This window comes from Halobellus rarus (assembly GCF_024494595.1).
GTDB classification, from domain to species: Archaea; Halobacteriota; Halobacteria; order Halobacteriales; family Haloferacaceae; genus Haloquadratum; species Haloquadratum rarum.
In genome coordinates, this window is record NZ_JANHDI010000002.1 from 280326 (window position 1) to 294911 (window position 14586).

The 14586-nt window shown below is 65.3% G+C and carries 13 protein-coding genes and 1 tRNA gene; 8 read left to right on the forward strand and 6 right to left on the reverse strand.

The features are described 5' to 3' along the window. Positions 1-7: 7 nt before the first annotated feature. The 3 genes from NO876_RS04620 to NO876_RS04630 all read right to left on the reverse strand — a co-directional run bounded on the left by NO876_RS04620 (position 8) and on the right by NO876_RS04630 (position 3202). Positions 8-2275 carry an amino acid permease gene (locus NO876_RS04620; RefSeq protein WP_256420501.1) on the reverse strand — a complete coding sequence of 756 codons (2268 nt, stop codon included), beginning with the start codon at positions 2273-2275 and terminating at the stop codon, positions 8-10. Then, a complete protein-coding gene (locus NO876_RS04625; protein WP_256420502.1) occupies positions 2272-2721 on the reverse strand; it encodes a universal stress protein in 450 nt (149 codons plus the stop codon). Before NO876_RS04625 ends, NO876_RS04620 begins: the two co-directional genes overlap by 4 nt. An 82-nt stretch (positions 2722-2803) precedes the next feature. Further along, entirely contained in the window at positions 2804-3202 is a 399-nt protein-coding gene (locus NO876_RS04630) for a DUF7975 family protein (RefSeq protein ID WP_256420503.1), read from the reverse strand. 180 nt (positions 3203-3382) lie between these two features. On the opposite strand from NO876_RS04630, the gene NO876_RS04635 reads away from it, so the two are divergent. The 7 genes from NO876_RS04635 (at position 3383) to NO876_RS04665 (ending at position 9104) form a co-directional block, all read left to right on the forward strand. Continuing rightward, complete coding sequence (locus tag NO876_RS04635) at positions 3383-4021, forward strand: adenylate kinase (RefSeq protein ID WP_256420504.1); 639 nt, start codon at positions 3383-3385, stop codon at positions 4019-4021. A gap of 144 nt (positions 4022-4165) precedes the next feature. After that, positions 4166-5098, forward strand: a complete 933-nt coding sequence (locus NO876_RS04640; RefSeq protein ID WP_256420505.1) for a DUF106 domain-containing protein — start codon at positions 4166-4168, stop codon at positions 5096-5098. A 103-nt stretch (positions 5099-5201) separates the two neighbouring features. Further along, positions 5202-5780, forward strand: a complete 579-nt coding sequence (gene cmk / locus NO876_RS04645) for a (d)CMP kinase (RefSeq protein ID WP_256420506.1) — start codon at positions 5202-5204, stop codon at positions 5778-5780. A gap of 67 nt (positions 5781-5847) precedes the next feature. Continuing rightward, positions 5848-6732: an RNA-guided pseudouridylation complex pseudouridine synthase subunit Cbf5 gene (locus NO876_RS04650; RefSeq protein ID WP_256420507.1), complete on the forward strand. Its 885-nt coding sequence runs from the start codon at positions 5848-5850 to the stop codon at positions 6730-6732. Positions 6733-6868: 136 nt separating this feature from the next. Continuing rightward, a tRNA-Pro gene (locus NO876_RS04655) sits at positions 6869-6939 on the forward strand. 713 nt (positions 6940-7652) lie between these two features. Beyond that, positions 7653-8441 carry an SDR family NAD(P)-dependent oxidoreductase gene (locus tag NO876_RS04660; protein ID WP_256420508.1) on the forward strand — a complete coding sequence of 263 codons (789 nt, stop codon included), beginning with the start codon at positions 7653-7655 and terminating at the stop codon, positions 8439-8441. Between the two features lie 411 nt (positions 8442-8852). Then, positions 8853-9104, forward strand: a complete 252-nt coding sequence (locus NO876_RS04665; RefSeq protein WP_256420509.1) for a hypothetical protein — start codon at positions 8853-8855, stop codon at positions 9102-9104. Between the two features lie 239 nt (positions 9105-9343). Here NO876_RS04665 and NO876_RS04670 read toward each other — a convergent pair whose 3' ends face one another. The 3 genes from NO876_RS04670 to NO876_RS04680 all read right to left on the reverse strand — a co-directional run bounded on the left by NO876_RS04670 (position 9344) and on the right by NO876_RS04680 (position 12898). Beyond that, entirely contained in the window at positions 9344-10882 is a 1539-nt protein-coding gene (locus NO876_RS04670; RefSeq protein WP_256420510.1) for a DUF7282 domain-containing protein, read from the reverse strand. An 85-nt stretch (positions 10883-10967) separates the two neighbouring features. Then, positions 10968-11357, reverse strand: a complete 390-nt coding sequence (locus NO876_RS04675; protein ID WP_256420511.1) for a DUF2237 family protein — start codon at positions 11355-11357, stop codon at positions 10968-10970. 140 nt (positions 11358-11497) lie between these two features. After that, positions 11498-12898, reverse strand: coding sequence for a sulfatase family protein (locus tag NO876_RS04680; protein WP_256420512.1), 1401 nt, complete (start codon positions 12896-12898; stop codon positions 11498-11500). A gap of 181 nt (positions 12899-13079) precedes the next feature. Here NO876_RS04680 and NO876_RS04685 point away from each other — a divergent pair, with 181 nt between their 5' ends. Continuing rightward, positions 13080-14465 carry an NAD(P)/FAD-dependent oxidoreductase gene (locus NO876_RS04685; RefSeq protein ID WP_256420513.1) on the forward strand — a complete coding sequence of 462 codons (1386 nt, stop codon included), beginning with the start codon at positions 13080-13082 and terminating at the stop codon, positions 14463-14465. Positions 14466-14586 lie beyond the last annotated feature (121 nt).

Below are 14586 nucleotides of genomic sequence, written 5' to 3' on the forward strand. Positions count from 1 at the left end.
ATCCGTGTCAGCGACCGCTGCCGAACAGCCGCTCCCACAGCGAGCGTGCGGACGGCCGCTCGGTCAGTAGCACCGGCGTGTCGAGGGCCTGGATGGTGTCGTACACGAGCGAGCCGCGGATGATGCGCGACAGCAGTCCCCGTTCGGTTGCCCCGACGATCACCAGGCTGTACTCGGAGCCGATCTCGCCGATCAACGTCTCGACGTCGCCCGTCTCGACGCGGAGGTCCGCGTCCGCCAACCCGTGACCGCCCGCCCACTCGGTCAGGAACTCCCGTCCGGCGTCCTCTTCACCCGCGTCGACGATATGTAGCAGTGACACGTCGACCCCGAGAGTCTCCCGGAGCCCGCGGGCGACCTCCGCGGAGAGGTCCGACGACGGACCGCCGGCGGTCGGAACGAGCACGTCCGAGAGGTCCAACCCCTCTCCGTCCAACACGAGGAAGTCACAGGGGAGGTCGTGGGTGAGTTCGTCGAGGGTCCCCTCGGCGCGTCCGCCCGCGAACTGCGTTCCGCCGTAGCCCATCACGACGGTGTCGGCGTCGTTCGACCGCGCGGCGTCGAACACCTCTTCGACGCCGCGGTGTGAGAGGATCGTCTTCGTTTCGATGGGCACGTCGAACGTCTCGGCGTCCGCCTTCGCTGCCGCGAGGAGTTCCGAGGAGGACGCGTCGATCCGATCCCTGTTCTCCGCGGCGGTGTCGAGCGCCGTTTGGTCCGGGACGGTGACGATGTGCGTCGCGAGCACGCGGCCGCCCTTGTGCTGGGCGAGCGCGCCGGCGAGCGTGATGAGGTCGCTCTCGGTTCGCGGATTCGCCACCGCGACCATGATCGTCGGTCCCTCGTTCCCGGTCGGCGCGACCGCGTTCGCGGCCTCGACGACCTGGTCCGGAAGCTCCTCCTCGCGCGTTCGAATGTAGTCCGAGAGCACGCCCTGATGCGGCGTTTTGTTCCGAGCGTACACGAAGTACCAGGCCACGGCGACGACGACGAATCCGCCGGAGAGCGCGATCTCCAGACTGTCCATGAACGCGACGAGTCCGAGCGACAGCACCGCTCCGAGTATCGGCGTGAGCGGGTACAGCGGCACCCTGAAGTCCGGATCGTACTCGGGGACGTCGGCCTCCCGGAAGACGATCAACCCGACGTTCATCAGCGCGTACACGATGAGGTGGAGCACGCTGGCCGCCTTCGCGAGCACTTCGATGTCGCGACCGAGGAACGCGATGAAGACGATGATGAGCGCTCCGGTCACGAGGATCGAGCGGTAGGGCGTCGCGTAGTTCGGGTGGATCTCGTTGAGCCAGTTCGTGACGATCTTGTCACGGCCCATCGCGAAGTTGATCCGGGCCGACGCGAGAATCGACGCGTTGGCCGAAGACGCCGTCGCCAGGAGCGCGCCGACGGTCATCACGGCCGCCGCGGCTCCAGCGACACCGCCGACCGGTCCGATCGAGGAGGGGAACGCGATCTCCGCCGCCTGCGCGACCGGCGCGTCCTGACTGAGTTCGGGCCACGGGATGATCCCGAGCATCGTCGTCACGAGGATGGCGTATATCACGGTGACGATGGCGACGCTCCCGATGATGGCGATGGGGAGGTTTCGCCCCGGGTTCTTCAGTTCCTCGGCGACGGTCGCGATCTTCGCGTAGCCGAGGAACGAGACGAACACGAGCGCCGTCGCGGGCAGGATGACGCCGGAGCCCTGCGGGGTGAGGCCACCCGAACCGGCCAGCGTCTGATAGTCGAAGGAGAAGAAGCCCGCAAGCGCGAACACGGTGAGGATCGAGAGCAGCACGAAGACGATGACGGTTTGGATACCGCCGGTCTCCTTCGCTCCGATGTAGTTCACGGTCACGAAAATAAGGCCCGCGATGAGTGCACCGAGCTGAATCGGGTTGAGGAACCCGATCTCGGGCAACCCGACGAACACGGCGAGATACTGGCCGAATCCGATACAGTAGAACGCGGACGCGAAAGCCAGCCCCATCCAGTCACCCATTCCGGCGATCGATCCGAACATCGGACCCAGCGACTTGTTGATGTAGTAGTAGCCGCCACCGGCCTTCGGCATCGCCGTGCCGAGTTCGGAGACCGAGAGCGCGTTCACCATCGCGATCACTCCGCCGACGACGAAGGAGACGACGACGATGGGCCCCGCCGCGTTCGCCGCGACGCCCGGCAGAACGAAGATACCGGCCCCGATCATCGTCCCGATGCCGATCGTCATCGCCGAGACGAGACCGAGGTCCTTGGCGAGTTCGTCCTCGCTCATTCGTCGGAATCCTCGCGCGGGAGCGCGATGACGGGGCACTCCGCATCCGAGACCAATTTGATAGAGAGATCGCCCGAGAGGAACCTCGTGAGTCGGTTCCCGCCCCGAGCGCGGTACGCGATAGCGGTTGCACCCACGTCGTCGGCCACGTCGAAGATCGCGCCGACGACGTCCCGGGCGTACGCGGTGTGGTCCTCGGCGTCGGGGAAGACCGTCCGAACCGCGGCATACGATTCCCTGGCCACCTCCTCGGACTGTTCGACGGGCGTCTTGTCGGGTGCTCCATCCGCCTTCTCGACGACGTGAAGCGCCGTCACCCGATCCGGACCGTACGGTTCGAGCGCGGCCGCAGTCGCCAGCGCGTCCTCCTCGTGCGCCACCGGCAGGAGCACGTGGGCGAGCAACTCGCGTTGTTCGTCCGCTGGAGTACTATTCATAACGGCCATTACCCAGGCCTCGGTTAAAACCAGTTTGATGTCCAATACCGACGGCTTCCGGACAGCCCGGTCACCGGGACGTCCGGCGCGATCAGATCGCCGCCACCCACGCCCGGTAGTCGTCCTCGCGACCGTACACGTCGCGGAACATCCGATCGGCGAACGCCGCCAGTCGGTTGGCGTCCGAGCGCGCCGTGATCCGGACGTTCGTCGCCTCGGCCTCCTCGGGAGATTCTAACTGGTCGATCCGAAACGCGGGGAAGTCGTCGACGACGTCGTTCAGCCGATCCAGTTCGTCGTCAGTGACGTCGACGTTGAACGTGCTCTCGGCGAACTGCACCCACGGTGCGGGCGAGTCCTCGCCGTCGATTTCGGGGTCGTGTTCGGCTTCGAGGGTCAGGAAGGCGCTCGCGCGCGTCCGGTGGGCGGCGATGGCGTCCGCGAACAGCTTCTGCCGCTCACGAGGGTCGTCGGCGTCGAATCTGGTCATACCGCCCGTTTCAGCCCGCACGGGTGAAAAGTCGCCGATTGCGAGGCAGAGACCGACCCGGACACGACGAGTACGGGGAAGAGACTGACGCGGAGACGAGCGGCCGCGCGCGAACCGCGGATCCGGCGCGCGTAGACACATTTCTTCAACGTTATACGGGCGGACGCAGACTGGTGCGATATGGGCAAGCACATCCTGCTTCTGGGCCCGCCGGGCGCCGGGAAGGGAACGCAGTCGAAGCGACTCGCCGACGAGTTCGACCTCGAACACGTGACGACCGGCGACGCGCTCCGCGCCAACAAGGAGATGGACATCAGCGAGATGGACACCGAATACGACACGCCGGGCGCGTACATGGACGCCGGCGAGCTCGTCCCCGACGAGGTCGTCAACGCCATCGTCGAGGAGGCGCTCTCCAGCGCCGACGGCTACGTCCTCGACGGCTACCCGCGCAACCTCGAACAGGCCGAGGAGCTCTCCGGCATGACCGACCTCGACGCCGTCGTCTACCTCTCGGTCGACAACGACGAACTCGTCGACCGGCTGACGGGCCGCCGCGTCTGTCCCGACTGCGGCGCGAGCTACCACGTCGAGTTCGAACCGCCGGAGGAGTCCGGCGTCTGCGACGAGTGCGGGGCCGAACTCGTCCAGCGCGACGACGACACCGAGGAGACCGTCCGCGAGCGCCTCCGCGTCTACGAGGAGAACACCGCGCCGGTCGTCGAACACTACCGCGAGGAGGGGATCCTCGTCGAGGTCGACGGCGAGGGCACGCCGGACGAGGTCTTCGAGGCCATCGCCGACGTCGTCGATCAATAGCGAACCACGGAGTAGACAGCCATCGAAACGCTGGGACCGCGCTGCAAACGGCCGAATCAGGTTTTTGGCTACTGCGCCGCGTAGCCCGTGCTGCCGCGGGGAGAGTAAAAGGTTCATTACCGATGGGGGGCTACCTCGGGGTAGATGCCACGAATCGAATCGAAGGTTCGCACCCTCGTCGACGACGACGGGATGCGTGAGGCCGTCGAGACGGTCCTCGACCGGACCGACGACGGCGAGGACGAGGTCAGGTGGCTCGACGTGAAGGGCGACATCACGTCCGGCCAGTGGGGTCGCCTCATCGAGAAAGAAGTGCTCGTCGAGGGCGAGGAAGGGTTCCGCGTCGCCGACGCCGAGGCGACGCGGGCGGGCCTCGAACCCGCATCGAGCGGGGGCACCGGCGCGACGGCGACGTCGGGGAGCGTCACCGAGGTTCCCGACGACGACGAGTCCTCGTGGTCGAAGTACGACAAGGGGGCGGCGCTCGTCACCGTCGGCCTCTTCGTGGGCTACTCGTGGAAGCCGCTCCGGGACCTCATCGGGACCGTGATGGACGTCGCGCTCGGGCCGCTCGGAGAGATGCTTCCCTTCTACGCCGTCGTGATGATCCTCGCGCTCGCGACGGGGCTGTACTCGACGTTGTTGCAGGCGAACCTGATGAATATGGACAAGATGTCCGCCTACCAGGAGCGAATGAAGGACATCCAGGAGCGCCGCAAGGAGGCCAAGGAGGCCGGCGACGACGACGCCCTCGACGCGATCCAGGAAGAGCAGATGGACGCGATGGGCGACCAGCTCGGGATGTTCAAAGAGCAGTTCCGCCCGATGGTGTGGATTATGTTCCTCACCATTCCGGTGTTCCTGTGGATGTACTGGGCGATCGGAGTCGGTCAGAACGCGACCGCGCACGTCCCGCTCGACCCGCTGGTGCTCCCGCTCCGCGGCCAGGTCGGGTGGACCGATTCGGTCATCGGTCCGATCCAGGCGTGGATCGTCTGGTACTTCCTCTGCTCGATGGGGTTCACCCAGATCATCCGCAAGAGCCTGAACATCGACATCTCGCCGACGACGAGCTGATCGGCGAACCGTCCTCCAACCAGACTCCGATCCGGTCGGCGGATCGCTCTCGCCGACGGGGCGCAAAGACAACCTCTTTTACCCGCCTTCCCGCAGGGAGAGTATGTTGTTGACCGTCTCTGGCCCGCCGGGGGCCGGCAAGAGTACCACCGTGAGTGCGCTCGCGGACGCCTTCGACCTCGAACACGTCAGCGGCGGCGACATCTTCCGCGAACTCGCCGAGGAACGCGGGATGTCGGCCGTCGAGTTCAACAGGCTCGCCGAGGAGGACGACCAGATCGACCGGGACCTGGATCGACGGCTCCGGTCGGTCGCCCTCGAACGCGACGACGTTCTCTTGGAGTCCCGACTCGCCGGGTGGCTCGCGGGCGACGCCGCCGACCTCCGACTGTGGCTGGACGCGCCGATCGAGGTGCGGGCCGCACGCATCGCAGAGCGGGAGGACAAGTCCGCCGAGACCGCGCTCGAAGAGACCCGCGCCCGCGAGGAGAGCGAAGCGCTCCGGTATCGGGAGTACTACAACATCGACATCGCCGACCTCTCGATCTACGACGTCGCGCTGAATACGGCCCGCTGGAGCGAGACGGACGTCCCGGACATCCTGACAGCCGCGGTCCGCGCGTACGATCCGATCGCAGACGAGGGGAAGTACCCCGTCGAGGGCGTCAGCTACGATTTCTAACGATGACCGGACCCCCGCCGACACGGAACGGCCCGCGGACGCCGGCAGTACTCGGAGGTGCCTGACGATGCCGACGCTCCGTGCCCCGCCCGGGGAACGATCGATCGACGACCTGCTGTCGTTCGGTGTCGTCAACCTCGACAAGCCGCCGGGGCCGTCGGCCCACCAAGTGTCGGCGTGGGCCAGGGACAGAACGGGCGTCGACCGCGCCGCCCACGCGGGGACGCTCGATCCGAAGGTGACGGGCTGTCTCCCGATCCTGCTCGGCGAGGCGACCCGACTCGCCCAGGTGTTCCTCGAAGGCACGAAGGAGTACGTCGCGGTTCTCGAACTGCACGGCCCCGCTCCGGCCGATCTCGACGGCGTGCTCGCCGAGTTCGAGGGCGAGATCTATCAGAAACCGCCTCGGAAGAGTGCCGTCGCGCGTCGCCTCCGCACGCGAGAGATCCACGAACTCGACCTCCTGGAAGTCCGCGAGCGACAGGCCCTCTTGCGGATTCGCTGTGAGAGCGGGACGTATATCCGAAAGCTCTGTCACGACCTCGGACTCGCGGCGGGAACCGGTGCGCATATGGGCGACCTCCGTCGGACCGCGACCGACCCGTTCGACGACACGGATCTGGCCTCGACTGCGGATCTGACGGACGCGCTGGTTTTCGCCGAAGACGGCGACGAACGCGCGCTCCGGGAGGTCGTCTCTCCCGCCGAACGGACGCTGCGACACCTCCCGCGACTCACCGTCGCGTTCTCCGCGGCCGAACAGATCGCCGAGGGCGCACCGGTGTACGCGCCTGGCGTCGTCGACGTCGGGAACGCCGTCGAGACGGCAGACGAGAACGCGCTCGTCGCCTGTTTCACCCCCGACGGCGCGGCCGTCTGTCTCGGTCGGTTGGTCGGTGATCCGACGGCGTCGTCCGGTGAGACCGTCTCGCTCGAACGCGTCCTCGTTTGAGGAGTGCGAGCGTCCCCCGGACCAACGAACGTGTCGCGACCGATCCCTCCGGCGACAGACTGTGAGACACTATCACCCGCCGCGTAGGGAAACGAAGGACTTAACGGTCCAACTCGCATCGTCTCGAATGCACAACGGGACCGTGGGGTAGTGGTATCCTCTGCCGATGGGGTCGGTAGGACCTGAGTTCGACTCTCAGCGGTCCCACTGTAGTCTTCTCCAACAACTCTCGAGAACAGCCGGTTTAGCCGTTAGTATCGGGGGTGCGTCGACGTTGATGATCGGCGGTACACGCAGTTCCGCGGTTGCCGCGTGAAACGCATCGAGCGGCGTCATCCCGCCTTCGTAGCTGACGATCGCGAGGGAGAAATCGGTCTGACGAACGCGGTCATTCGGTCGTATCCTCGGTGTCTCGGCTGTCGGGGTCGAGATCCGCTTCGGCCTCCCGTTTCGCTTTTCGAGGGCCGACTCGCGTCGTTCCGCTATAGCTTATTTCTGACGACGAGGAGGCAACACTGCGGGGAGCCACCGCTGAGTGTGTAGGCAGCATCGAGAGTACAGTCTGTCAAAGGGAGATTTGGGATGGAAGGTTCACCCCCCTTGTGCTGTCCGAGGCACATTCCCCCGAGTAAACGCTCGTCCCCACCACGCATTAATTCCCAAATTCACCCGGAAACAGAATGTGATAAATCAAGTTAATCACTGGCCGGGACCAAATTCAGACGGAGGGGGAGTCTGAACCGCACAGGCTGGTTACTGACGCCGTGTCAAACTCGCCTGTAGTCTTCGATGTCGATGTGGCCGGTGACCGGGGTGCTGGCGACGGTCGAGCAAGGCGACGTAGCGATCGTCGTCGAGAGGCCGGTCGGAAGAGCATCGCTGGGCACGAACCTTTTACCACTGGTACCCAAGCGTCGGATATGGACATCGATCTCGGACTGGAGGGCAACGTAGTGCTGGTCACCGGGAGTGCGACCGGACTCGGCCACTCCTGTGCGGAAGCGTTCTCGCGCCAGGGGGCGAACGTCGCCCTCGCTGCGCCGAACCTGGACGACCTCGCGCACGCCAGCGACAGGCTCCACGCCCTCGGCGAGGGGGAGATTTTCGGTCTCGAGGTCGACGTGCGCAACCGTGACCACCTGGCGGCACTCGTCGAGGAGACCGTCGACCAGTACGGCGGCATCGACCATCTCGTCACGGGACCCCGACCGCTCGAACCGGCGCGGTTTCTCGACGTCTCCGACGAGGACTGGTTCCGAGGATTCGATCGGCTGTTTATGAGCGTCGTCTGGGCCATCCGCGAGTCCTACCCCCACCTCGAAGACTCCGATCAGGGGTCGGTCGTCACCGTGGCCGACCCCGTCATCCCTGCGCTCGCCGACGAACTGCCGATGGCGACCGCGTACGGGCGGGCGGTCCAGGGTCTCACCGAGAGCCAGGCCACGACGTTCGCGCCCGATGTCCGCGTGAACGCGGTCGTACCGGGCCCTCACGAGACCGAAGACCTGGAGAAGTTCCTCGCCCGACGGGTCGAAGCCGGCGAGTTCACCGACATCGCGTTGGCCTGGGAGACCCTGCTCGCGGACTGTCCCTACGAGTCGCCGGGGGATCCGCTCGACCTGGGGAAAGTGGTCACCTTCCTGTCCAGCCAGCACGCGAGTTTCGTCAACGGCGCGACCGTCCCGGTCGACGGCGGGTCCGGGCTCTGAGGGTCGGGCTCGGAATCGGATCGCGTCTGCTCACGACTCGGGCAGTTCGACCGTTGCGATCGTCGCGGTGCGTCTCTGTGACTCTCGGCGACCTCGGCGGCGTGAACCGCGGCCGCGTCGAGACTCTGAACGTGGTCGCTGACCCGCCAGTACATCCCCTCTCGCCGCGAAACGCAACGGCGACGCGCGACGGATGGCGTCGATTACGTCGATCAGGAGCGCTGCAATCAGCAGTGCGACGAGTCAAAGCCCGCGCGCATCCCTGCACGACCTCGAAGGCACTCGTCGTAAGCGATGGGGCCGTCAACGGGACGGCGATCGAAGCCTTCGACCGCGACAAGCACATTCTGTTGCGGAATGCTCGCGAGCGTCTCACCCTCGTGCAGGCGTGGTCAGAGATTTCGTGCAGAGATGGAACGCACTGTCGTGGGAGCATCCCTGACAGCTATTGTGACGGCGGCCGACATTCGGGGTATGAACGTACGAAGACAGCTTTATTTGGCGGCGATGATCGGTGGCTCGATCTCGTACATCTTCAACGTGTTAGCCTTCACTGGCGAATTCAACGTGATTCGATGGAGTGTGTTTATGATACTGTTTCTCCTCGTTTTCGTCGGGTTCGAGAAACTCATCGCGTGGACAGAACAATCAGCGTCCGAGTGAAGTCTCCGGGCTCGGTTCAGCAACTCGTTTCGGGTAGATGCGGGGAGTCCGTTCGTCTACAAGTGCAGCGGTCGCGCCGACGCGCCCATTGGCAGAGCTACCGTACGTCTGATCGTCGTGTGGGTACCTGATGAGTCCAATATACGCAACCGAGGAAAGTCGCTTTCAGGCGAACTCTGCGCGTCGTGAGGGCGTCCTCGAATCGGATTACGGGCTCTTCCGGGGCGAGGAGCCGAGATTTATGGCGTCATCTCGACGTCTTGGTCGTCTTCGTCGGTGGCTTCCTCATCCTCATCCTCATCCTCTTCCTCATCCTCGTCCCCCTCGTCAGTACCCGCCTCACCGTCTGAACCGTCGGTATTTTCCCCATCGTCGGCGTCGTCGCCATTCGCAGCGTCGTCACCGTTGTCTGCTTCGTCGCCATTCGCAGCGTCGTCGCTGTCATCGGGGGTTTCGAGCACGATCAGCGCGTTCTCACCGAAATCGGTGGAAAAGACGCTGTGGATGTACGTTCCGGGAGCTAGCGAACCGGTATCGATCTCAAATTCGACGGTAGCCGAATCTTCGCCGCTGAGATCGAGGTCTCGGGTATCCACGAGCATCCCGTCGAACCGGTATTCGATCGACTGCTCCATACCGAACGAGTTCGGGTTCGTCACGGTGGCGGTCACCGCGACCGACTCTCCGAGAGTCGCATTCGCCGGTGCGGTCAGGTTCGAAACCTCGAACGACTGGATTTCATCGACCACGAGCAACTGTGCGGCCGCGCCCTGTTCGCGAGTGTACACGCCATAGAAGGACGTCCCGGTGTCTACGCCAGTCGTGTCGACGGTCGTGTTGAATTCGGTCGACGCACCCGGGTCGAGAGAGACGTCTTCACGGACCAACACCTCGCCGTCGAACCGGAACGTCACTTCTTGGGTGTCGGCGACATCGTTGGGGTTCGTGATCGTCGCGGCGACCTCGACGGTCTCGTTGCGCTCAGCGACTTCAGGGCCCGTCAGGTTCGTCACGGTGAACGAGGCGTCGGTGGTGGGCTCCGGAACCGTGGTCGAGACGGTCACGTTCGCGCTGTCGACTACGGCACTGCCGTTCGCGAGGTAGGGCCCGTCTTCGGTGCCGTTCGTCGAGACGAAGTCGTACGTTTGGCTCTGATTCGTGTCTAGGTGCGGCATCGCGATGAGCGTCTCGTTCTCGGTCAGTTCCGACTGGTCGAACGTCGCTCCGGGCACGTCGTACAGCGTGACAGTCACGTTCTCGTGCGGTCCGGGTTCGAGGTACTCGGACACGCCGATAACACTCTCGATCACAGTCCCGTCGAGAAGGCGACTGTCGTGGATCACCACGAAGCCACCCTCCGGGACGTTCACCGCTTCCACGGTGACCGTCGTCCCGTCGGTCTGCTGATCAGCGAACGAGACTGTCGCCGTCGTTTGGTTATCCGGCGTCGTTGGCGTCTGGTTGTCCGGTGTCGTTGGTGTCGTCGGCGTCTGGTTGTCCGGTGTCGTTGGTGTCGCCGGCGTCTGGTTGTCCGGTGTCGTTGGTGTCGCCGGCGTCTGGTTGTCCGGCGTCGTCGGTGTCTCGTTGTCCGGCGTCGTTGGCGTCGTCGGCGTCTGGTTATCCGGTGTCGTTGGTGTCGTCGGTGTCTCGTTATCCGGCGTCGTCGGTGTCTCGGTTTCGCCCTCTTGGGCGCCAGCGATCCCGACCATACCCACGGCCGATACGATGAGTATCGCGGTCATCAACGTCGCAAACGACCGTTTGACTGAATTGTCCATATGGCGACACACCTTGCGTGATCACAAAAGTATGGCTTGAATGTCATTACTGTTTGATAGTCACACGTACCGATATGTGGGGTTTTCAGACGTCGTACGCGTGATATTCGAGCGTCTCCAGTTCCACCGATTCCAACACGGCCGCGTTCGTCGCCTCGAGAACGACGGGCGGGACGGTCGTCTCCGGACGGCGTTCGGTCCGCGTGACTTCGAGCGCTTCGAGCCACCGGCCGAGACAGACGCACCAGCGATCGCCCGGGTCGAGCCCGGGGAACTGGAACTCGGGTCGCGGCGTCACGAGGTCGTTGCCCCGTTCGCTGCTGAACGCCAGGAAGTCCTCGGTCATCACCGCACAGAGTTCGTGTCTCCCCCGATCGTCCGGGTGCGTCCGACAGCAACCGTCCCGCGCGAACCCGGTCTCCGGATCGGCACTACAGGTGGCGAGTTCCCCGCCGAGAACGTTCCGTTCGGACATACCGACTGATCGTGGTGTATCGACAAAAGCCCCCGTGTCAGGGATCCACGAGAGACGTTGTGGCGTTTCGTCCCAGCGTCGGTCGAGCAGGCCGGTTTGGGGTGGAAATCCGAATCCCCTGCCCGAGGACGCGATCCAGGTTACACTCCCTCGAATCCGTCTTTGAACGAGTTGTATCCGGACGGCCCGCGCTCGGCGACGCGCCGGAGCGGGTCGACGCTGCCCGTCCGGTGTCGCTCGGTCCAGAGGATCATCTCCTCTTCGAGCGAGTCGACGAGGTCGGGGCGGTCCGCCGCTAGATCCTCCTGTTCCCAGGGGTCTTCGTTCATCTCGTAGAGCTGGTACTCGGGGAGGACACCGTCCCACATCCCGGGGTGATACGTCCGGATGAGCTTCCACTCCGGCGTCCGGATCGCCCGCTGGGCGGTGTAGAGGCCGTGATCGAACACGATCGAGTCGCGTCCGTCAGCGTCCGAGGACTCGACGATCGGCCGGAGTGACGTGCCCTGCCAGCGCTCCGGCGGCGGCTCCCCGAGGTAGTCCGCGATGGTCGGCGCGAAGTCGACGTTCGTGATCAGGTGCTCGCGGGCCCCCTGCTCCATCGGCGTGTCCGCCGGCGGTTTGACGATCATCGGCACGCGCTGCGTTCCGTCGTGGGTGCTCCAGTGCTCTCGGTAGAGGCCGTGCTCGCCGAACTCCTCGCCGTGGTCGCCCGAGAGGACGATCAGCGTCTCGTCGTACTGGCCGGTCGATTTGAGATATTCGATGAGCCGGCCGACGTGCCGGTCGGTGTAACGGATCTCCGCGTCGTACGCGGAGATCATCTCGTTGAGATCCCCACGCGTCTCGATGCCTTCCTGGGTCGCACCGCGGAGCGTGTCCCACTCGCGGTGTTCCGCGAGCTGTTCCTCGGTGGGATGCGGCGGGAGCGATACGTCGCGGAAGCGGTCGATCTCGTCCTCGGAGCGATTGTACGGCGCGTGGGGATCCCAGTACTGGGCGTACAGGAAGAACGAGTCGCCGTCGACGGATTCGAGCTCCTCAATCGCGGTGTCGGTGACGGTCTCGGCCCGCGGGGTCTGAAACGAGACGTGGCCCCACTCGACGGTCATCTCCTCGTCGGGCTCCTGCGGCTGTCTGAACGTGTGCCAGACGTGGTAGAACCACGGGGCGGGGTGTCGCGGGAACGACGAGACGCCGATCGTCGGGATGCGGTTCTGGAAGAACAGTTCCGGAAGCGTCCACCAGGGCCGATTCGGCTCGTTCTCGGTCCACGACCCGGCCCAATCGGTCCGGTTCTCGGGGCGGTCGATCTGCTGGGACTGTTGGCCGTGGGTCTCGACGCCGTTGGCGATTCCGAACCGCCCGGAGGTCAGCGCCGCCCGCGACGGCATACAGGGCGAGTTCGCGACGTACCCCCGTTCGAACGCGACGGCGTCGTCGATGAGATCGTCGATGTTCGGGGTGGTCGGCCCCTCGTAGCCGTAACCGCCGACGTGATCCGCTCGGAGGGAGTCGATGTCGATGAAGAGGACGCGCATAACACGACCTGCCACTCGCCCGACGCAAATAGCCTTTCGGGAGCGTCGACGTTGGAGACGGAAATCCCGTCTGGGATACGGGGCACCGGATCGACGACGGGCGAGCGTGCTCGGCGACAGATGGACGCCGCTTCGACCGTCAGGCGACAGTATAATACCGGGTCGGGGTCGCTGTAGCCATATGGAGCGATTCGACGTAGCCATCGTCGGCGGCGGCCCCGCGGGGTCGTCGGCCGGACACGCCGCCGCGTCGGCCGGCGCGTCGGCGATCGTCCTCGAAAAGGGCGTCCCGCGGGCGGATCGGCCGGATCGACTGGGCCCGGACTCGACGGACGCCGCGGGGATCCTCGACTACTGGGTGGACATTATGGGAATCCACCCCGACGAGATGCCCGACGACGTCGTGCTCGGCGAGTTGGACAGAGCGGAGTTCATCGGCCCGACGGAGTCGCTGACGCTGCGCTCGACGGGCATCGAGTCGTCGTACGACGAGTTCGGCTTCTGCATGCACCGGGCCCGCTTCGACGACTTCCTCCGCGACCGGGCGGAGGACGCGGGCGCGACGTACCGGGTCGGCACGTCCGTTCGCGGCGTCGAGACGGATCTGGAGGCGACGGACGGGCCGCGCCATCGACTCGACCTCGCGGACGGCGAAACCGTCGGTGCCGACTACCTGATCCTGGCGGACGGCCCGCAGCGACAGGTGACGTCGGGCGTCCTCGACGAGTACCTCCCCTTTGACGTCACCGAACGGCTCTCGACGCGGGAGACGAACCACATCGCCTACCAGGAACACCGCCGCCTCCCCGAGGACGTCTTCGAGGAGGTCGCCGGCGCGATCAAGTTCTGGTGGGGCTATATGCCCGGCCACACCGCCTATCCGTGGATCTTCCCGAACGACGACAACGTCGCCCGAATCGGGCTGACGATGCCCATCGGGATGGACCTCGACGACGTCGAGAACCGCGAGGACTATCCCCTCCTCCGGCCCGACGACGAACGGATTCCTCAGGGGAAAGAGTACATCCGACGGCTCCTCGAGATGGAGTACGGCGACGAGTACGACGTCGAGACTGACTTCCCGCTCGTCGAGGACCGCGGGAAATCCCGCGGCACCGAGACGTACGCCATCTCCTCGACGCGGCCGATCGATTCCCCGACCGCCGCCGGCATCGCCGTCGTCGGCGGCGCGATGGGCGCGACGTCGGCGTTCCACGAGGGCGGCGATCACACGGCCGTTCGGACGGGAGCCATCGCGGGCGAGCTGGCCGCGTCGGGTGACCTCTCGGGGTACAACGACCGCTGGAAGGACGCCATCGGCGACGAGGTGCTCCGGAACGTTGCGATGGCCGACGTCGTCCACGACTACGACCCCGACGACTGGGACTGGGCGTTCTCGACGGCGCGGAAACTCAAGGAGAAGAGCGAGGGGTACGGCCTGTTCGACACGAGCAACGTCCGGGCCGGCTTCAGTGCCGCCCGCCTCGTCACCAGCTACAAGCGGGCGAAGTTCTCGTTCCGCAACGGCAAGTACGTCCAGTTGGCCGAGTCGGAGTACACGGTGTAACTGTCGCCGATAGCGAGTCGGAACGGCCTTGAGCGTCGGACGCGTTGTCCCGAGTGCGCACCCTTAGTCCCCGCCCGAGTTCTCCCGTCACGGGAGCGATGAATCGGCGGCGAACCCGGGT